Source organism: Domibacillus tundrae (assembly GCF_000970675.1).
GTDB classification, from domain to species: domain Bacteria; phylum Bacillota; class Bacilli; order Bacillales; family Domibacillaceae; genus Domibacillus; species Domibacillus tundrae.
Map to the genome: position 1 here is coordinate 125,189 of NZ_LAJA01000017.1, position 18,801 is coordinate 143,989.

General features: G+C 45.5%; 18 protein-coding genes and 1 pseudogene. 13 read left to right on the forward strand and 6 right to left on the reverse strand.

Annotated elements, in window-relative coordinates; translation table 11 throughout:
* Positions 1 to 224: 224 nt before the first annotated feature.
* The 4 genes from VQ00_RS14405 to VQ00_RS14420 all read right to left on the reverse strand — a co-directional run bounded on the left by VQ00_RS14405 (position 225) and on the right by VQ00_RS14420 (position 5,312).
* Positions 225 to 1,196: a carbohydrate kinase family protein gene (locus tag VQ00_RS14405; protein WP_046180809.1), complete on the reverse strand. Its 972-nt coding sequence runs from the start codon at positions 1,194 to 1,196 to the stop codon at positions 225 to 227.
* A 2-nt stretch (positions 1,197 to 1,198) separates the two neighbouring features.
* On the reverse strand, positions 1,199 to 2,671 hold the full coding sequence (locus VQ00_RS14410; protein ID WP_046180853.1) for a glycoside hydrolase family 32 protein: 1,473 nt from the start codon (positions 2,669 to 2,671) through the stop codon (positions 1,199 to 1,201).
* A 59-nt stretch (positions 2,672 to 2,730) separates the two neighbouring features.
* Positions 2,731 to 4,170 (reverse strand): sucrose-specific PTS transporter subunit IIBC, encoded by a 1,440-nt coding sequence (locus VQ00_RS14415; RefSeq protein WP_046180810.1) that lies wholly within the window; start codon positions 4,168 to 4,170, stop codon positions 2,731 to 2,733.
* A gap of 143 nt (positions 4,171 to 4,313) precedes the next feature.
* Positions 4,314 to 5,312 (reverse strand): LacI family DNA-binding transcriptional regulator, encoded by a 999-nt coding sequence (locus VQ00_RS14420; RefSeq protein ID WP_046180811.1) that lies wholly within the window; start codon positions 5,310 to 5,312, stop codon positions 4,314 to 4,316.
* A gap of 184 nt (positions 5,313 to 5,496) precedes the next feature.
* Here VQ00_RS14420 and VQ00_RS14425 point away from each other — a divergent pair, with 184 nt between their 5' ends.
* From VQ00_RS14425 to VQ00_RS14440, 5 genes and pseudogenes are all read left to right on the forward strand, one after another.
* Positions 5,497 to 7,692 carry an alpha-galactosidase gene (locus VQ00_RS14425; protein WP_046180812.1) on the forward strand — a complete coding sequence of 732 codons (2,196 nt, stop codon included), beginning with the start codon at positions 5,497 to 5,499 and terminating at the stop codon, positions 7,690 to 7,692.
* A pseudogene (locus VQ00_RS19410) lies at positions 7,693 to 7,983 on the forward strand (glycoside hydrolase family 32 protein); the annotation flags it as partial.
* Positions 7,949 to 8,170, forward strand: coding sequence for a GH32 C-terminal domain-containing protein (locus VQ00_RS18890; protein ID WP_245618126.1), 222 nt, complete (start codon positions 7,949 to 7,951; stop codon positions 8,168 to 8,170). The pseudogene VQ00_RS19410 and the gene VQ00_RS18890, both read left to right, overlap by 35 nt.
* Before the next feature lie 155 nt (positions 8,171 to 8,325).
* A complete protein-coding gene (locus tag VQ00_RS14435; protein WP_046180814.1) occupies positions 8,326 to 9,072 on the forward strand; it encodes a DUF2087 domain-containing protein in 747 nt (248 codons plus the stop codon).
* A gap of 14 nt (positions 9,073 to 9,086) precedes the next feature.
* Positions 9,087 to 9,437 carry a GIY-YIG nuclease family protein gene (locus VQ00_RS14440; protein WP_046180815.1) on the forward strand — a complete coding sequence of 117 codons (351 nt, stop codon included), beginning with the start codon at positions 9,087 to 9,089 and terminating at the stop codon, positions 9,435 to 9,437.
* A 243-nt stretch (positions 9,438 to 9,680) separates the two neighbouring features.
* On the opposite strand, the gene VQ00_RS18895 is transcribed toward VQ00_RS14440, so the two are convergent.
* Positions 9,681 to 9,851, reverse strand: coding sequence for a hypothetical protein (locus VQ00_RS18895; RefSeq protein WP_172645583.1), 171 nt, complete (start codon positions 9,849 to 9,851; stop codon positions 9,681 to 9,683).
* A gap of 159 nt (positions 9,852 to 10,010) precedes the next feature.
* Between VQ00_RS18895 and VQ00_RS14445 the strand changes: the two genes are divergently transcribed.
* From VQ00_RS14445 to VQ00_RS14485, 8 genes are all read left to right on the forward strand, one after another.
* Positions 10,011 to 10,817 (forward strand): ABC transporter permease, encoded by an 807-nt coding sequence (locus VQ00_RS14445; protein ID WP_046180816.1) that lies wholly within the window; start codon positions 10,011 to 10,013, stop codon positions 10,815 to 10,817.
* Positions 10,818 to 10,821: 4 nt separating this feature from the next.
* Positions 10,822 to 11,601: an ABC transporter ATP-binding protein gene (locus VQ00_RS14450; RefSeq protein WP_046180817.1), complete on the forward strand. Its 780-nt coding sequence runs from the start codon at positions 10,822 to 10,824 to the stop codon at positions 11,599 to 11,601.
* 13 nt (positions 11,602 to 11,614) lie between these two features.
* The gene (locus VQ00_RS14455) at positions 11,615 to 12,682 is read left to right on the forward strand and encodes an ABC transporter substrate-binding protein (protein WP_046180818.1); all 1,068 of its coding nucleotides are present in this window, start codon (positions 11,615 to 11,617) and stop codon (positions 12,680 to 12,682) included.
* 330 nt (positions 12,683 to 13,012) lie between these two features.
* Positions 13,013 to 15,166 (forward strand): methyl-accepting chemotaxis protein, encoded by a 2,154-nt coding sequence (locus VQ00_RS14465; RefSeq protein ID WP_245618124.1) that lies wholly within the window; start codon positions 13,013 to 13,015, stop codon positions 15,164 to 15,166.
* Between the two features lie 166 nt (positions 15,167 to 15,332).
* Positions 15,333 to 16,352, forward strand: coding sequence for a ThiF family adenylyltransferase (locus VQ00_RS14470; protein WP_046180821.1), 1,020 nt, complete (start codon positions 15,333 to 15,335; stop codon positions 16,350 to 16,352).
* Between the two features lie 13 nt (positions 16,353 to 16,365).
* Positions 16,366 to 16,866, forward strand: coding sequence for a MogA/MoaB family molybdenum cofactor biosynthesis protein (locus VQ00_RS14475; protein ID WP_046180822.1), 501 nt, complete (start codon positions 16,366 to 16,368; stop codon positions 16,864 to 16,866).
* Complete coding sequence (gene modA / locus VQ00_RS17790; RefSeq protein ID WP_052728557.1) at positions 16,863 to 17,609, forward strand: molybdate ABC transporter substrate-binding protein; 747 nt, start codon at positions 16,863 to 16,865, stop codon at positions 17,607 to 17,609. Before VQ00_RS14475 ends, modA begins: the two co-directional genes overlap by 4 nt.
* Positions 17,606 to 18,271, forward strand: a complete 666-nt coding sequence (locus VQ00_RS14485) for a molybdate ABC transporter permease subunit (RefSeq protein ID WP_046180823.1) — start codon at positions 17,606 to 17,608, stop codon at positions 18,269 to 18,271. Before modA ends, VQ00_RS14485 begins: the two co-directional genes overlap by 4 nt.
* Here the strand turns inward: VQ00_RS14485 and moaC are convergent.
* The gene (moaC, locus tag VQ00_RS14490) at positions 18,268 to 18,762 is read right to left on the reverse strand and encodes a cyclic pyranopterin monophosphate synthase MoaC (protein ID WP_046180824.1); all 495 of its coding nucleotides are present in this window, start codon (positions 18,760 to 18,762) and stop codon (positions 18,268 to 18,270) included. The genes VQ00_RS14485 and moaC overlap by 4 nt on opposite strands.
* Between the last annotated feature and the right edge of the window lie 39 nt (positions 18,763 to 18,801).

The following is an 18,801-nucleotide window of genomic DNA, read 5'->3' on the forward strand; positions in this document are numbered from 1 at the left end:
CCGCGGCGCTGTTTGGCCGCAAGATGATAAGACATTTTTAATGTTATTCGGCTGGCAGATCAGGCACTGTATGTGTCTAAAAAGAATGGGGAAAACCAGGCGTCGTTTTATAACCAGAAGGTTAATGGATAAGAGGGGCGATTCATTTTCGCGATTTGAAAAAGCTTTGGTATACGGGCTATCTATCTTTAGATCTAGTTTTTTACCGTAAAAAAACCCCGTGTTTAGCGGGGCTTTAGCATGTCATCCATTTGTTGTTTCGAGGGCAGGGAGGAAATGGCTCCTTTGCCGGTCGTCGTGATGGCGCCGGCAGCGTTGGCGAATTTCAGCATGTTTTCGCCATTTTGTTCGAGAACGGCTTGTACATTTTCTTGATCGGCGGCCGCATCAAGAAGCCTGTAAAGAAGAGCACCGATAAACGCGTCGCCGGCACCGGTTGTATCCTGAACTTGTACGGAAAAACCATCAGCCTGGATCTTGGTATCATTTACATAAAGCGTTGCTCCTTCCGCACCGCGCGTATACACGACCGCTTGCACATCGCCGGTAAACAGCGATTCGATCGCAGCTTTTTCTTCTGAAATGCCGGTGATAAATCCAAGCTCTTCATCCGAAATCTTCACAAGGTGCGCTTTCGGAATAAAAGCTAAAATCGTTTCACGGCACGCGTCAGGACTGTCCCAAAGCGGCAGTCGGACGTTTGGGTCGAAGCTCACTAAAGCACCGCGCTGTTTAGCTGAATCGATGGCTTTGACGTGCGCGTGCTTCATCGGGCTTTCGACTAAATCAACGGAACAAAAATGCAAAATATCGCCGGAAGTAAACAATGATTCATCTACTTCATTTGCCGTCATCAGCAAATCAGCACAAGGCTTTCGGTAAAAAGAAAAATCACGCTCCCCGTCCTCACGAAGCGAAACGAAAGCGAGAGCTGTGTTTGCTTCATTTGTACGAATGATATGTTTTGTTTCAACGCCGGCTTCGTCCAGTTTTTCCAGTAAAAAGTCACCGAACGCGTCGGCACCGAGTTTGGTCAGCATCGCTGATTGTCCGCCGAGTTTCGAAACGGCTGCTGCCACGTTGGCCGGAGCCCCGCCCGGCGCGCGTTCAAATGATACAACGTCCTTTAATGCCTGTCCTTTTTGCATCGGAATAAAATCAATTAATACTTCTCCAATCGAATACAAGGTACCCATTTTCATCCCCCAATCGTCCATTTAACCGCCCGGCAAGATGCACGGCCGCCACTCGCAAAAAAGCGGATTCCGGTACAGTCGTCGCTCGGAAAAATACGGCTCGTAAATACGTCTAATCCATCGTTCACAAACAATTCCAATGAAGAGGAGTCCACAAACAACTGAAAGGTCACGCACTCTGCATCTAAATGACAGCTGCGTACAGTTCCATAGTCGGTACTGACGGGAGAGCCAGAAAATGTCCGGTCCAAAATGACCTTCTTTTGGACCGCATCATAAGTGATCACTGTTTTTTCGTTTTCATTGACACGGATTTCAATGCCGCATGATGCGGCGTCGTGAATAGTAAACGAACAAATCAGTTCAAACGATGTGCCGCTAAAGCTGTCAAACGTCTTTGTTTCATTTAACAGTTCAGCTGCTGCTTCCATTTGAATGCCGCGCAAGCTTTGCAGCTCCCGCACCGGCCGCTGTATGAGCCGGCCATTTTCGATCGTGATCTCGCGTGGCAGTGTCAGGCAGTGGGCCCAGCCATGTGCATCTGTCGGATAAGCTATTTCCGGAAGCCCCATCCAGCCGACCATAATCCGGCGGCCGTCCGGCGTTTCCATCGTTTGCGGCGCATAGAAGTCAAAGCCGCGGTCCAGTTCATGAAAGTCACTGTGCTGTATCGTTTGTGTATGAACATCCAGGTTCCCGAGTACATAACCCGATTGATAAATATTATGATAGTGATCGCCGTCCGGCGCAATGCCCTGAGGTGAAAAAATGAAAACACCCTGATCATCCACGGTAAAATAATCCGGGCATTCCCACATGTAACCGAAGCGGGGGAGACCGGTTTTTATTTCACCTTCAAATGTCCATTTTTCCATATCAGGAGAACTGTACAGCACGACACAGCCGGTTTTGTCGGTCCGCTGAGCCCCGATAATAGCATAAAATGTATCGTTTTCTTTCCATACTTTCGGGTCGCGGAAATGATCGGTGTAATCATCTGGCACATGATCAATAACGGGTGTTTTCCATTTTTCAATGACGCCCTTTTCATCCATTACCGCAATATTCTGCTTTGGATGGCGAACCCATTGATCATCGCGCGTATTGCCGGTATACATTAAATAAAGCTGGCCGTTATGCTCAATGCCGCTGCCGGAGTATGCCCCGTGGCTGTCAATGTCATCGTTTGGCCGAATGGCGATGCCGGCACTTTCCCAGTGGACGAGATCTTTTGACTTTGTATGATACCAATATTTAATTCCGTGGACAGGGCCAAGCGGGAACCATTGATAAAATAAATGATATTCGCCGTTGTAAAAAGAAAAGCCGTTCGGATCGTTTAACAATCCCGTTTCAGGCTGAATATGATACGTTTGGCGCCAGGGAGAACGATCGACCTTTTCTTTTAAAGCGGTTAAGTCTTTTTCAGCTATATCTTCAATGCGTGTGTAACGCTGTTCTGTTGTCCATTGCAATTCGATCACCTCGTTAATATAAAAATAAGATGGAGGATTGCTCCTCCATCATGAGTTTGTTATGCAGCATTTTGTATCGCTTGTTTTTTCTCGTCACGCTTTCCAAGCACGATGGTGACCACAAACGCGACCGCAATGGCAATGATCATGCCAATCACGTATTGAACAAGTCCTTCATGCTGAATGGAAATAACGCCGGGAAGACCGGCCGCTCCAAGGGCGATGGCTTTTACTTTAAAGAACGTCACATAAGCTGTGGCAACAGAAGAGCCGATAATGGCGCCAATAAATGGATAACGAAGCTTCAAGTTAACGCCGAACATTGCAGGCTCGGTAATACCGAGCAGGGCAGAGATGCCGGCTGCTGATGCGGTGCCTTTTAGCTTTTTGTTTTTCGTCATTGTAAAAACAGCCAGTGTTGCCCCGCCTTGTGCGACATTCGACATTGTCGCAACCGCAAAGATAAACGAACCGCCTGTTTTGGCAATATCGGCAAGTAATTGGGTTTCAACTGCAATAAAGCTGTGATGCATGCCGGTAATAACGATGGGTGCGTAAAGAAGACCAAAAAGTGCTCCGCCTACGAATCCGGTTGTGTCATACAGCCAAATCATGCCGTCAGAAAGCAGATTGCCGGCTGAACGAGTAAGGGGTCCAACAAGTGTAAATGTTAAAATCCCGGTAATAAAAATCGTCAAAAGAGGTGTCAGCAAGTTATCGAGTGCGGAAGGAACTACTTTGCGCAACGATAATTCCACTTTTGCCAATATAAACGAAGCGGCTAAAACTGGAAGCACTGTGCCTTGGTAGCCGATTTTTTCAATTTCAAATCCGAAAATAGACCAAACCGGAATTTCGCCGCTTACAAGCGCGCCGCCATATCCCCAGCCATTTAGTAAATCCGGGTGAACCATAATCATTCCGAGAGCAGCCCCGAGATACGCATTTCCGCCAAACCGCTGCGTCGCTGAGAAGCCGATTAAAATAGGCAGAAAGACAAAGGCAGCGTTCGCGAATGTATTAATAAGCGCCGCGAGATCGGCCATGTTCGGATACGCTTCGACGAGTGACTGGCCGTCGATAAACAATCCTTGAGCAGTAAGCAGGTTGTTAATTCCCATTAACAAACCGCCGGCGACGATTGCCGGAATAATTGGAACGAAAATGTCTGACAGCATTTTCACAAAACGCTGAAGCGGGTTCATGTTCTTCGCGCCGGCGCTTTTTACGTCCGTTGTCGACATGCCGTCCGTACCGGTCATTTTAGAAAATTCCGCAAAGACTTTATTCACTGTACCGGAGCCAAAAATAATTTGATACTGTCCCCCGGTAGAGAACGTACCTTTCACACTGTCCATCGCCTCTAGTTTTTCCTGATCAACAAGTGATTCGTCATGCAAAGCGAGACGAAGCCGAGTCGCACAATGTGCAGCAGCAGCGACATTTTCTTTGCCGCCAATGGCTTGGAGCGTTTCACGGGCGATTTCATTGTAATTCATACTGCTTCCTCCTTTATGGATGAAAAATATAAGTTTAAGTGGAACCGGTTCCGGTAGAGAGCGAATAAAAAGCTGGTTAAGGAACCGGTTCCACAAAAGAATCAAAAAATTGAAAGCGGTTATAGGAACCGGTTTCAATTAGATTATAAAAGATGATCTGTCCGAATGTCAACACTTTCCCGTAAAATAAGATCGAACCGTGAATACGTCAGCTTCGGCACATCTTCTCCTTTTACAAGCTTGGCAATATGCGAGGCGGCGGTATGTCCTGCTTCCGTAAAATGAATATGAACGGTCGTTAAAGAAGGGTTCATCATCGCTGTTACCTCATATCCGCCAAAACCTGTAATGGAAACGTCCGTTGGTACGTGAAGCTTTTTTTGATAAGCGGCTTTCATCGCACCAATGGCAAGGTTATCTGTTGCGCACACAACAGCAGACGGTGAAAACTCGTCAAAAAGCTGTCCTGCCCGCTCTGCCGCATCGCTCATACTAAAGGTTGTTTCGAAAAATCGTGCTTCCACATCTACAGCGTGTTCGCTGACCGCTTGAGCAAACCCTTTTTTTCGTTTCAAGCCAACTGCGACATCGTATTCACTGACACCTAAAAACGCAATTTTTTTATGTCCGCGCTGTGCAATGTACTTGCCGATCGCGTAACCCGCTGTTTCGTCATCATGGACAAGGCTATAAACGTTATCGTGCTGCTGACCGACAAGCAGGACAGGAATATCGATTTCTTGAAATGCTTTTAAATGAGCGTCCGTCACTTCGGTTGCCAGCAAAATAATACCGGCAACTTTTTGTTTCGCCAATGTATAAATATTTTCAATCTCGCGTGTTAAATCCTGGTCTGTATTTGATACGAGCATATGATAATTCAGTTCGCGCAGACGTTCATCAATGCCCATCAGCGTGCGAGATGTCGCATATGAATCAAGGCGCGGAATAATCGTGCCGATAATATTTGTTTTTTTCGCTTTTAAGCTTTGCGCAAAAGCATTGGGTGAATAGCCGGTTTCTTCAATCACCAATTCAATTTTCTTTTTTGTTTCTTCACTTACCGAACCGCCGTTTAAATAGCGTGATACCGTACTTTTTGCCACGCCGGCGATCTTGGCAATATCTGCAATAGTTTTCATGGTTGTTCACTCCATTTCTTCTCTGTATCTACTATACAATATGATAGAAAACCCGTACAATTTGCAAAAAAGAAAAATATTTTACTAAAAGTAACCAATAAAACACCTGTTTTTTTAGTTAATAGTCTATTATGATATTTGAAAGCGTTATCTATTAAAGATACTAAAATAGGGAGGAAAACAATTGACTATTTACTATCATGATTCGCAGAAAACTTTTCATTTGCAGGCGGGCGATTCAAGCTACGTGATGCAAGTGGTCAATAAGGGTTTTTTAACGCACTTATATTGGGGGAAAAAGATAAAAGAATATCGGTTTGCAAATCGGCTGCAGTTTACTGACCGGGCGTTCTCTGGCAATCCGCATCCATCTGAAAACCGGACCTTTTCACTGGATACGCTGCCTCAGGAGTTCCCGGTCTATGGTACAACAGACTACCGGGCGCCGATCGTACAGGTGCAGCTTGAAAACGGAACAACCATTACAGATTTCAGATACGATTCTCACCGAATCTTCAAAGGAAAATCAGAACTTGAAGGTCTGCCGTCAACCTATATAGAAGAAGAAGCTGAAGCTGAGACGCTGGAGATTATGCTTTACGACGAGTTGTCCGGTCTTAAGGCGGTATTGCTGTACACGGTTTACAATGATCGTTCCGTTATTACCCGCTCTATCCGTCTCGTCAACAGCGGCCGCCAGTCTCTTCAGTTATTGAGAGCGCTTAGTGCCAGTGTGGATTTTCGAGATAATGACTTTGAGTTTATTCAGTTGTCCGGTGCATGGGGGAAAGAGCGGGAAATAGAACGCCATTCATTACGCCAGGGTATTCAATCGATAGAAAGCAGACGCGGCGCCAGCAGCCACCAGCAAAATCCGTTTCTCGCGCTGGCGCGAAAAAATGCGGATGAACAGTATGGTGATGTATATGGATTCAGCCTTGTATACAGCGGCAATTTTTTAGCGCAGGCAGAGGTGGATCAATTCCATACTGCACGTGTATCAATGGGAATCAATCCGTTTGATTTTAGTTGGAAGCTTGAACCAGGCGACTCGTTCCAGTGTCCGGAAGTTGTGATGGTGTATTCACATGAAGGGCTGGGCGGCATGTCGAGAACGTATCATGATTTGTATCGCCACCGGCTTGCACGCGGACCATTTCGTGATCGAGAGCGTCCGATTTTAATTAACAACTGGGAAGCGACCTATTTTGACTTTAATGCGGATAAAATTGAATCGATCGCTGCAGCGGGCAGTGAGCTTGGTATTGAACTGTTTGTTTTGGATGACGGCTGGTTTGGCCATCGGGATGATGATAAGACCTCGCTTGGCGACTGGTTTGTGGATGAGCGCAAGCTGCCGAATGGCCTGGATGATCTCGCCAGTCGGGTTCGGAATATGAACATGGAATTTGGGCTTTGGTTTGAACCGGAGATGGTTTCGGTTGACAGCGACTTATACCGGAATCATCCGGACTGGTGCCTGCATGTGCCAAGTGCGAATCGATCTGAAAGCCGCAATCAGCTTGTCCTTGATTTTTCTCGTGACGATGTGTGCATTGCCGTCACAAAAATGGTAATGGATATTTTATCAAGCGCGCCGATCACATACGTAAAATGGGATATGAACCGGCATATGACGGAAATCGGCTCAGCCCGGCTGCCAGCGGATCGTCAGCGTGAAACAGCGCACCGGTACATGCTTGGACTTTATCGGGTAATGGAAAAAATCACAACATCATTTCCGCATATTTTATTTGAAAGCTGTTCGGGCGGAGGCGGCCGTTTTGATCCAGGGATGCTGTACTACATGCCGCAAACGTGGACAAGTGATAACACGGATGCCGTTTCACGTTTAAAAGTTCAATACGGCACAAGTCTTGTGTATCCAATCAGTTCAATGGGGGCGCATGTATCGGATGTGCCGAATCATCAAGTGAACCGACTGACATCACTCCAAATGCGCGGGGATGTGGCCGCTTCTGGCAATCTAGGCTACGAGCTCGATTTAACGAAACTGACGGACGAAGAAAAAGAAGAAGTTACACAGCAGGTCGCACAGTATAAAAAAATCCGTTCGCTCATCCAGTTCGGCGATTTTTACCGGCTGCTTAGCCCGTTTGCAGGGAATGAGACAGCCTGGATGTTTGTGAATAAAAAGAAAACAGAAGCCGTTCTTTGTTATTTCCGTGTATTGGATGCGCCAAATGCGCCGTTCCGTTCGGTGAAGGCGCACGGTCTTGACTCCGGCAAAACGTACCGTATTCAAGAGACAGGTGAGATAGTAGGGGGAGATGAGCTTATGTACGCTGGTATGGACGTTCCAGCGGATGTAAGCGGTGATTTTCAAAGTGTTGTTTGGCACTTAAAGGAGGCAGAGTAAATGAATAAAGCAATTCAAAAAGCACATGAATCTGTTAATGAAGCAATTGAACAGGCATCAAAAAGTCCATATCGGCTCGGCTATCATATTATGGCGCCGGCCCGCTAGATCAACGATCCGAACGGTCTTATTCAATGGAAAGGCGAGTACCATGTGTTTTATCAGCATCATCCATACGACGTAAAACCGGGCTCGATTCATTGGGGCCATATGAAAAGTAAAGACCTCATTCATTGGGAGCATTTGCCGATTGCGATTGCGCCGGACGAAGAATACGACAAAAACGGCTGTCGTCAGGCTGCATCTTTTTATCGACCGTTCTTCCGTTGAATTATTTGTAAATGATGACGAGGCCGTAATGACAAGCCGTGTGTATCCGAAAGAACAGAGCACGATCATTGAGTTATTTGCGAATGGCGGCGAAGCAAGGTTCATTTCATTCACAGCGTGGAAGTTAAACGATACAATGAAGAAATGAATATGGATTGGATGGCATTTAAAGACCCGCTGCCACCGTTCCAACTTATAGAATCAGCCACCTGATTATTCAGGTGGCTTTTTTTATTGACAAATATTAAACATATTTATAATATATCTATAAATAAATAAACTTTTAAAGGTTGTGTTTGTTATATGGGTTTATCGGAACAGTTTTGGAATGCCTCTATTCATGAGTTGAAAAAAGGATACGTCGAAGGGGAATGTTCTTTTACTTGCTTGTTATGCGGAGCGCAGATTGAAAAAGGTGTCATTTATCCTTATGAAGATAGTCTTTATGAAGCGGAGCGGTATATGCAGATCCATATTAAACAAAAACATGGATCAGTGTTTGAATACATCGTAGGAATGGACAAAAAGCTGACAGGATTAACGGATCATCAAAATAAGCTGCTGCGCCTTTTTTACGAAGGGAGAAGTGATAAAGAAGTACAGGAAGAAATGGGGATCGGAAGTGCATCGACGATCCGGAACCATCGTTTCGTCCTAAAAGAAAAAGAGCGTCAGGCGAAAATGTTTCTGGCGATAATGGAATTAATCAAAGAAAAAGATAAACATGCCCCCGCGCTTATACCGCCGCATAAGCAGGCAAAAATGATTGACAGCCGCTATGATATAACGGTAGAAGAACAAGCAAAGGCGATGGCTAAATTTATGCCGGATGGCGTACTGCTGACATTTCCGCCAAAGGAAAAACAGAGGCTGATCATCATGCGTGAAATCGCCAAAAAATTCAAAGCAGGACGAATATACAATGAAAAGCAAACGAATGAGGTGATTTTAAACGTATTTAGTGATTACGTAAAAGTCAGGAGATACTTAATCGAATATGGCTTTTTAAACCGAAAACCGGATGGAAGCGAATATTGGGTGAATGAATGATGGAGGGGTCAAAAATGGATCGAAAAAAAGAACTGAAGCAGCAATTTAAAGAAGCAACAGTGGTAGCTGGAATTTATCAAATTAAAAATACTGCGAATGGAAAAGTGTTCATAGGCAGCACTCGCAATGTGAAAACAATAAATGGACGCAAATTCGAACTCGAAGCAGGTTCAAGTACACATAAAGAACTGCAAAAAGAATGGAATGAGTTTGGAAAGGAAGCGTTTCAATTTGATATTCTCGAAATCGTTAAAAAGCCGGAAACAGGTTTTTTTGATGAAAAACGGACGCTGGAAAAGCTGGAGCGAAAATGGCTTGAAAAGATACAGCCGTTTGGGAACCGAGGCTATAACGCTATAAAATAAAGAATGGCAGACTTTAGACAAAGTCGGCAGCCTTTTTAACTTTAACGACAGCTTCTATTACGAAAGCAATAGGCATCTTTTAGGGAAGCGGTCCCGCTTTTTTACTTGGAGCCGATAGGTGAAGCTGTCCGGACTTCGCGCACCTTAGGGCAGTGCGGAAGCCTCTTCGGCGTCCGCCCGCGGAGTCTTCCGACTCACTGTGCATCCCGCAGGAGTCTTCGCCCGGACGGCTTCACCAAGTGTTTAGAAAAGCAGAGATGGAGAGCGGGTCTTTATATACGGCAACTCTTTCACAATCGTCCGGGACATTTCTATGTATTCTTTCACTGCTGCTGCGAAAGAATACGGATCTTTCAGGCGATGCTGTTTTGTCCAAAAGCAAAGCCGTGCGTCCGCCGCCTTTTCGGCTCCCATTAAAAAAGCTCATATGAAAAGAAGCAAAGAGATATTTCGGTAAAAAATTTAATTTGTCTACACGCTGAGACAGCCTGCTCGTAACATGAGCAGGCTGTTTTTTTGGGGGTCACACATTTTCGAAATCCTGCATATTATTTTGAATAAGAGGTGGTGAACATGAAGGATCTGAAAAATCCAGTTGAAACGGAAAAACAAGAATGGCGAAAGCGGCAGAACCAGCAAAGGTTAAAGACGGGGCTCACCATATTTTCCCCTGTTTTTCTCTTGCTCATCTGGGAAATTTTATCACGAAGCGGGCTGATTGATGCACGATTTTTCCCGCCGCCCACCGCTATTGTTTCCACATTTATTGAATTGCTCACAAGTGGTCAATTGTTTCATCACATAAACATTTCCTTGTTTCGAATCTTTGCGGGCTTCTTACTTGGTGTCATCCCTGGGATCATCCTTGGTTTGTGTATGGGCTTGTATGCACCAATCAGGCACTTTCTTTCTCCTCTTATTATGGCGTTAATGCCCATTCCCACACTTGCTTTATTGCCGATTATTTTAATCATTTTTGGAATTGGTGAAGTATCAAAAGTCGTCACCATTGCGGGAAGTGTGTTTTTTCCCGTTGTGATCAATACAGTTGCTGGTGTCATCTCCATCGACTCCATTTACTTGGATGTAGCAAAAAATTATGGAGCAAGCAGAAGAGATTTCTTCTTAAAAATCGCTTTGCCCGGCTCACTTCCAGTCATGCTCGAAGGAATTCAAATGGGGCAGGCTATTGCTTTGCTTACGATTGTCGCAGCTGAAATGATGGGGGCACGGTCAGGAATCGGTTATTTGATTTGGACGTCCTACAGTGCATTTTTATTAAAAGAAATGTTTGTTGGACTGATTCTTATTTCGTTTTTTGGTTATATCTTTTCCCTGTTATTACGGTGGCTGCAACGAAAACTAATACCGTGGAGGTGACGACGTGAACCCAAAATCCAAAATATCGATTCATGAATTGACGAAAGTATTTTATAAAAAACATAATAGCGTCACTGCGCTTGAAAACATTTCAATCGATATCGAAGAAGGAGAATTTGTTTGCCTCGTTGGACCAAGCGGCTGCGGAAAAACAACACTGCTTCGTATAGTAGCAGGGCTTGAAAATCAAAGTTCAGGCGGTTTCCGAATCCAAAAAAGCAGCATGGATCGTCCGAACCAGTCGATGGTGTTTCAAGAGCGTGGCATTCTGCCGTGGCTGACAGTCGCAGAAAACGCAGCATTCGGCCTTAATATGCGCCATTTGCCTAAAGCGCAAGTGAAAGAACGAACGGACTATTTTTTGAATAAAGTAGGACTTACTAAATTTGCTCACATGTATCCGAAAGAACTGTCCGGCGGGATGAAGCAGCGGGTCAGCATTGCAAGGGCATTTGCGAACGATCCCGAGATTTTATTAATGGATGAGCCATTTGGAGCGCTGGATGAACAGAATCGGCATATTTTGCAGGAAGAACTGTTATCCATTTGGGCAGAAACGAAAAAAACCGTTTTGTTTATTACACATAGCATAGATGAAGCATTGTACTTAAGCGACCGGGTGCTGCTGATGAGTGCACAGCCCGGGAAGATAACGGCGGAGATCAAAATCGATCTCCCGCGGCCAAGAAAACTGGAAGACATTCGGTCGAATCCGGAAATGGCAGATGTCTTTTTATCTATTTGGCAGCACTTGCAAACAGAAGTTCAAGGATCAAGATTGTAAAGGAGGAGAATCGATGAAAAAGTGGATTGGAATGTTGGGGATGCTGTTCTTGTTGGCAGGGTGTGCGGAAGAAGAAGCGGTGAAGGTCAATGACGACGTAAGCAAAGACAATCCGTCCGGTGATTTGGCTCCTTTAAGCAAAGAAACAAAAGTGGTTATTGCAGAAGATGGTTCAGCGTCGGGCGCGGGGTTTTATATTGCGAATGAAAAAGGCTATTTTGATGACTACAATATTAAAGTAGAGTTCGCGACATTTGCGAATAGCGATGATATGCTGCCAGCCCTTGCATCCGGTGAAGTGGATATTGCGGGAGGGATCTCTTCAGCGTCCTTTTTCAACGCGATTGCCCAGGGCATTGACGTGAAAATCATTGCCGATAAAGGGCATAACGAAAAAGGAAAATCATATTTCACGTTTGTAATTGGCGCTGATAAACAAGATGAATTAAAAGAGTACAGTGATTTAAAAGGGAAAAAAGTCGCCGTTTCCACGGAACATGCAGTAGATGATTACATTTTTCAGCTAATGCTTAAAGAAGCAGGCTTAAAGAAAACAGATGTGGAATTTGTCCTTATGCCGGACTTCGGCAACATGCTGGCAGCGATCGAAAATGGCTCGATTGACGCGGCGCTGCAAATTGAGCCGCTCATTACACAAGGTGTAGCAGAAGACATTCACGTTCGTTTCGGTGACGCAACCGATTTCGCCCCGGAAGCACAAATTGCCATGGTGCTTGGATCGCCGCAATTTATAAAAGAAGAACAAGATGTGTCATTACGCTTCATGACCGCGTATTTAAAAGGAGTTCGTGATTATAATGATGCCTTCAAAAAAGACGAAGGCAAAGATGAAATCATTGATATTATGACGCAATATACGGCTTTAAAAGAAGCGGCCGTGTGGGAAGATGTTTTTGTGACAGGGCTTGATCCGAACGGCGAAATGTTCGTTGACGACATTCGCGATCAGTACGAAATGTATAAAGAAAATGGAGCGATTCGCGGGGAATTCAATTTTGACGAAGCAATTGATACTGCCATAACTGAAAAAGCCGTCAAGATTATTGGAGAGTATGAATAGTCACCAAAATGATCGTTCAGGAAGCGTTGCGAATCTGCACCGATTTCTGGACTATTTTTTTATGAAAAAACGCAAAAAAAGTAAAATATCGCCATATAGTAGATGGAAAATGGAATTAACGGCAATGAGCAGTCAAGCTTCTCTTCCGGAAGAACGGGTTAATTTGGCTTTTGAAAAATAAAAAATACTTAATTTAGTGAATTTTTGCTAAAATATCCGTTTTTTTAGGAATAAAGTCTTGAATTTGATAAAATTTCAGAATATAATAACTTTTATAACAAAGCAGTGTAACATTTTATGACATAATTGAAAGCGGTGAGAGAAATGGGGATGTTTGGCTGGTTAGATGTAAAAGAAGGAATTCCTCTCTGGTGGTCCTATCGTTTAAATCGGGGCACAAAAGAATCCGTAGAAGAAGTGTTTGAAGGTATCGCTCGTACCCGGATGACACTTTTAACGGAATGGGCAGAAGAACAATGGTATTTCCTTCAGCAGATGTCTCAGGAATGGCTGCATATTTTGCCAAACGAAAAGAATACCTATTTAATGAAAAAACTGAAAAAAAACCGGTATATAACAGAACTGTTTATCTTAGACGACACATGTTCAATTGATTATTCAACGTTTTCCGGACGTGCGGGAAAACAGTCGGGTACGGAAATCTATAAAGCGGCAGTTGAGGCCTTTCGTCAGCAGAAGCCTTTTTTATTTGGTCCTTATACAGATCCGGATACAGGGAAAATCGGTCCAGGGTCTTCACATTTTCACGACGATGTCACACTTCTATTTTTACAGCCGGTAATGGAGGGCGGACGTGTAAAGCAATTGATTGCCGCGCGCATTCCGAATGATGTGCTCGGTGATTTGATTCAGCGTGAAGCCGGCCATATTTATCCGGATTCCGGCGATAATTATTTGTTTATGGCAAAATCCAATTTTAACCCGTCAATTGCGCCTGGTACGGCGTTATCACGCAGTCGTTTTGAAGATCGGACATTCACGCACGGTGAGAATTTAAAAGACGGGATTCACACGAAGAATTGGGGATCAGTTCGTATTCAGAACCATACTGAATTCGAAATCCGGTTTACGGATCTTGCAACAAATGAACTTCATCCGGGCGTGGCCAATACAATACGGAACGGAAGCAATTTGTTTGTTGAGTTTCCGGGCTACTCCGATTACCGTCACATTCCGGTTATCGGAAAAGGCGTGACGTTTCAGATGCCGGGGTCTTCTGACACATGGGGAATGATGTGCGAAGGGGATTTAGAGGAAGTGTATCGTACGCGGTCGATTGGCTGGCGGCTCATTAAGCAATTTATGTTTTTTTTATTCATTGGCATTCTTCTTCAGCAATCTTTAACGATGCTTCCATTTATGCCGGTCTGGACGGATGTCATCATTGGCCTTGCCTATGGCGCAGGCGCATCAACGATTTTTTATAAAAAAAGCTTGCAGCCCATCATTGAAAGGCTGCGCAAAATGACCGATATTACCCGGGAAATAGCGGAAGGGGGCGGCGATTTAACGAGCCGGCTCGATTCGAAATTGTTATTTCACGATGAAACCGGTGCGCTCGGCCGCTGGGTGAACAATTTGATTGACAGCCAGGACGAATTGATGGGCAAAGTGAAAGCTGCGGCGCTGGACGTAGAAGAAACAAATCAGTCTCTTCGTGAAAAAGCAGGCTTTGCCGAAAGTGATTCGATTCTCGTCATTGAACAAATGAGCGAAATGCTTGAAGCCATTCAGCAGCAAGTAAAAGATGTGAAGCAGGCAATGGGGCAGGTGGACCACGTGAGCAGCACATTGTCCGGTCTTGAACAGCAGTCCCAAGATCAAATTGAGCACGCGCAAAACGAAGTGGCCGGCATTAATGACAAAATGGATGTGATCGTCGGCAAAGTAAATGAAGCGATGACGATGACCGATCAGTTTAAAGAATTATCCGACAGCATTAACAGCATTGTCGGCACGATTAATGAAATTGCCTATCAAACAAACCTGCTGGCGCTAAATGCGGCGATTGAAGCGGCACGTGCCGGAGAATATGGCAAAGGATTTGGTGCCGTCGCGCTTGAAATTCGCAAGCTCGCCGATCAAACAACGCGTGCAACAAAAGAGATTAGTGACACACTTGACCAAATTGAACATAGCTCTGCACGGGTCCGTTCAGCGATTGGAGACAGCAGCCAAGAGGTGGCAAGTGGGGTTGACGTCGTCCACAATGTTCAAAATGTACTCGTTTCGATGGCACAAACGTCAGATTCACAGCCCGATGTCACCGACCAAATGAAAGACATCATCGGAAATATCGCCGTGATCAATGAACAAAACGCCCGGACGGTCGAGCTGGTGGACGGATCAACCGGAAAAATGGCGGAACTCATTAAAGAAGTCCGCTTTGATTCAGAACAAAGCTCCCTGGTTGTGGAAGCGCTGAGGCGGACGATTGATAAATTTACACTGTCAAAAGCTTGATGGTAAACAAGGGTGTCTCATAATCCATGAGGCGCCCTTTTCATTGTATGCTTAACAGCGCCAGGAAAATAAGAGTATGGTAAAATAAAAAAACAGGATTCAGATTTTCAAGAAAATAAATAAAACTGCTCGTATAGGCAGGGTTTGAGAAAGAAGAGGTGGGAAAATGGAAAAACGGTTTGCGAAACAGCAAAAATTTTATCCGATTGGCATGGATGGCCAAGAACAGCTGGCGCAATCGACGGCTGCCATCATTGGCTGCGGGGCGCTCGGTTCCGCAGCCGCGGATACACTGGCGCGTGCAGGCGTCGGGAGGCTGCTGCTCGTTGACCGGGATTACGTGGAATTGTCCAATTTGCACCGGCAGCCACTCTACACAGAAGCGGACGCGCGTGACATGATTCCGAAAGTTGAGGCGGCGAAAAAACGGCTGTCATCTGTTAACAGCAGAGTACAGATAGAAACGTGGATGGACCACGCGGATGCTGCGCTGATCGAACAGCTGGCGCAAAAAAGCGACATTCTCATTGACGGAACAGATAATTTTGAAACGCGTCTTGTTATGAATGATGCCAGCGTGAAGCATAACACACCTTGGATATACGGGGCCTGTGTCGGCTCAACAAGCGTTGTCATGCCTTTTGTGCCGGGCGAAGGTCCGTGCTTTCGCTGCCTGCTTCCAGTTCTTCCATCTTCAAACGAAACATGTGACACAAGTGGTGTGATAGCGCCAGCTGTCTATATTACGTCCGCTTATCAATGTGCGGAAGCGATGAAATGGCTGACGGGAAATCATGAAGCGGTTCGAGGAGAGATGCTCCGAATTGATTCGTGGACAAATGAGCAGCATTCGTTTGGCATCCGTAAAATGAAGCGGCACGACTGTCCATCATGTGGCCTGGAGCGGATTTATCCGGCGCTGAATCAGTCAGAAGAAACAAAAGCCGCTTTGTTGTGCGGACGTGATACTGTCCAGCTAACGCCGGGTGCCGGTCGGACGCTGACGCTTGAAGACGGTGAAAAGATCGCTGAAAAGCTGCAATTAAAACAAAAGCGAACGCCTTATTTTCTGCAGATCACGACAGATGAAAGCCGGATTGTCCTTTTTGAAAATGGCCGTTTGTTTTTTCATGGCATTCAGGACGTCAATCAGGCACTGAAATTATATAACCAGCTGTTTAGCTGACAGGAGGAAAACGATGTCAGTTGATTTTTCAAGTAAAATCCGATTTTCAGCCGCAGTGCTGACGGTAAGTGATACACGGACAGCAGCCACAGATAAAAGTGGCGCACATATTCAGGCGCTTCTTCAAGAAAATGGCCATCACGCCGTTCAATATACAATCGTACCGGATGAAAAAGAAGCAGTCGGCCATGTGATTCAAAAGTGGCTGGCGGATGAAGAAGTCGATATTGTCATCGCAACCGGCGGTACAGGGATCGCCCCGCGTGATATTACAATTGAAACGGTAAAGCCGTTTTTGAAAAAAGAAATTCCTGGATTTGGTGAATTTTTCCGTTACTTAAGCTTAACAGAAGACATTGGCACGCGGGCCATGCTGTCAAGGGCTGTGGCCGGAACAGCAGGCGAAGGAAAATTGCTTTTTTCACTTCCCGGCTCACGAGGTGCGGTCGATCTCGCCATGCGGAAACTGATTTTACCGGAAGCAGCGCATCTGCTTCATGAAGCAAGAAAATGAAGAAGCGCTGGGCTGGTATGCTGATTATGATGCTTGCCGTTGGATCGGGTGTCCAGGCATTCAAAGGAGAAACAGACGAGTCGATTCTTATCGTTGGGGCTGCAGCAAGCTTTAACCCTGTACTTGATCAGCTTGAAGCGGCTTTTGAGGCGCAATATCCGCAGGTAGATGTCCGGTTTCATACAGGCGGGTCTGGCATGATTGCCCGGCAGGTAGAAGCGTATGCCCCAATTGACGTTATCATGCTCGCGTCCAAAAAAGAAGCCGATTCTCTTGAAGAGAAAGGGCTTATTCAAATGGAACGGGCGGACGGTTTTTTAACAAATCGGCTCGTTGTGATTGAACCCGATCGTTCTAAGGCGCATTGGCCGGCTGTACAAAAAGTCGTAATGGGAACACCGGGCGCCGTGCCGGTCGGGACATATGCGGAACAGGTGCTTGAAAGCATGAAATGGGACGGGATAAGGATTTACGCAAAAGATGCGTCGTCCGTGTTAATGTGGGTATCGTCCGGCGAGGCAGATGCAGGCATTGTTTATAAAACAGATGCGATGTCTTCAAATGATGTCCGAATCACGCATGTGTTTTCTTCTGCTGTTCATGATCCGATCGTTTACAATGCGGGTATCGTCACAGAATCGCTTCATCCAGAGGCGGACGTCTTTGAAGCGTTTTTATCATCAACGGAAGCGATGCGCATTTTTGAAAGGTACGGGTTTCAGTCAGGTGGTGAAGAAAAATGACGTTTATGGAACCGATCGTGTTATCTGTTTTTGTGGCGGCTGCCGCGTCTGTAATTGTATATGTTTCAGCAGTCTCATTCGCTTTTTTCTTTATACGCGAGGCGATTCCTCTCAAGTGGCTATGGGAAACGCTGTTTATGCTGCCGATCGTGCTGTCGCCTACGGTCATCGGTTTTTTGCTCGTCAAGCTGTTTGGACGGACCGGCGTAGTGGGTACTTTTTTATATGAATGGTTTCATATTTCACCGATGTTCACAATTACTGCGGCAGTGATGGCGGCTTCTGTTGTGGCTTTTCCGCTTATGTACCAGGCGGCGAAGGCCGGGTTTCAGGCAGTGCCGGAAAGCTATGTGGAAGTGACCAAGCAATATACGAACAACCCGATTGATGTGCTGCGGTATACATACATTCCATCTGCCCGCTACGGTCTTATTGCAGGGTATACTCTTAGCTTTGCGCGCGGTCTTGGTGAATTTGGCGCGACGTTTATGTTTGCTGGCAACATACCCGGGGTGACGGTGACGATGCCGACTGCCGTTTACACTGCATTTGAAAAAGGGGAAGACACAACCGCATGGATATATGTGACCATCAGCATCGTCATTTCTGCATTGTTTTTATATGTTGTCACATATGCGGAAAAACGAAAACACGCCGCTTAATCGCGAGCGCGTTCGTAATCTCCATTTTTACCGCCGGATTTTTTCTGTAAATAGGTTGGTCCGATGACCATTTCCTTGCCCGCCGCTTTACACATATCATAAATTGTTAATGCGGCGGCTGAAGCAGCAGTTAATGCTTCCATTTCCACGCCGGTCACGCCTTTTGTTTTTGCTTCTGCTTCGATTAAAATAATGTAGCGGCTTATCTTTTCGTTTAGATCCCATTCAAATGAAATATCGACCCCGGTCAGAGGAATCGGATGGCACATCGGGATAATAGCAGACGTTTGTTTGGCAGCCATAATGCCGGCAACTTGAGCGACAGCGAACACGTCTCCTTTTTTGTTTGTACCGCTTGAAATTTGGTCATAAATAGATTGGTTTACTTCAATAGAAGAATGGGCGACAGCCAGACGGACCGTTTCCGCTTTTTCAGAGACGTCCACCATTTTGGCGCGGCCTTGTTCATTAAAATGAGTGAATTCAGACATACAGGTCATCCTTTCGATTAACAGATAATTTTAGTATAG

Bases quoted from the DNA above. Each gene is read 5' to 3' on its own strand.
- VQ00_RS14485 (WP_046180823.1), top strand. From the start codon at position 17,606: ATGACGTTTATGGAACCGATCGTGTTATCTGTTTTTGTGGCGGCTGCC.
- moaC (WP_046180824.1), bottom strand. From the start codon at position 18,762: ATGTCTGAATTCACTCATTTTAATGAACAAGGCCGCGCCAAAATGGTG.
- VQ00_RS14470 (WP_046180821.1), top strand. From the start codon at position 15,333: ATGGAAAAACGGTTTGCGAAACAGCAAAAATTTTATCCGATTGGCATG.
- VQ00_RS14415 (WP_046180810.1), bottom strand. From the start codon at position 4,170: ATGAATTACAATGAAATCGCCCGTGAAACGCTCCAAGCCATTGGCGGC.
- VQ00_RS14455 (WP_046180818.1), top strand. From the start codon at position 11,615: ATGAAAAAGTGGATTGGAATGTTGGGGATGCTGTTCTTGTTGGCAGGG.
- VQ00_RS14405 (WP_046180809.1), bottom strand. From the start codon at position 1,196: ATGGGTACCTTGTATTCGATTGGAGAAGTATTAATTGATTTTATTCCG.
- VQ00_RS14440 (WP_046180815.1), top strand. From the start codon at position 9,087: ATGGATCGAAAAAAAGAACTGAAGCAGCAATTTAAAGAAGCAACAGTG.
- VQ00_RS14475 (WP_046180822.1), top strand. From the start codon at position 16,366: ATGTCAGTTGATTTTTCAAGTAAAATCCGATTTTCAGCCGCAGTGCTG.
- VQ00_RS14465 (WP_245618124.1), top strand. From the start codon at position 13,013: ATGTTTGGCTGGTTAGATGTAAAAGAAGGAATTCCTCTCTGGTGGTCC.
- VQ00_RS14420 (WP_046180811.1), bottom strand. From the start codon at position 5,312: ATGAAAACTATTGCAGATATTGCCAAGATCGCCGGCGTGGCAAAAAGT.
- VQ00_RS18895 (WP_172645583.1), bottom strand. From the start codon at position 9,851: ATGGGAGCCGAAAAGGCGGCGGACGCACGGCTTTGCTTTTGGACAAAA.
- VQ00_RS14445 (WP_046180816.1), top strand. From the start codon at position 10,011: ATGAAGGATCTGAAAAATCCAGTTGAAACGGAAAAACAAGAATGGCGA.
- VQ00_RS14435 (WP_046180814.1), top strand. From the start codon at position 8,326: ATGGGTTTATCGGAACAGTTTTGGAATGCCTCTATTCATGAGTTGAAA.
- modA (WP_052728557.1), top strand. From the start codon at position 16,863: ATGAAGAAGCGCTGGGCTGGTATGCTGATTATGATGCTTGCCGTTGGA.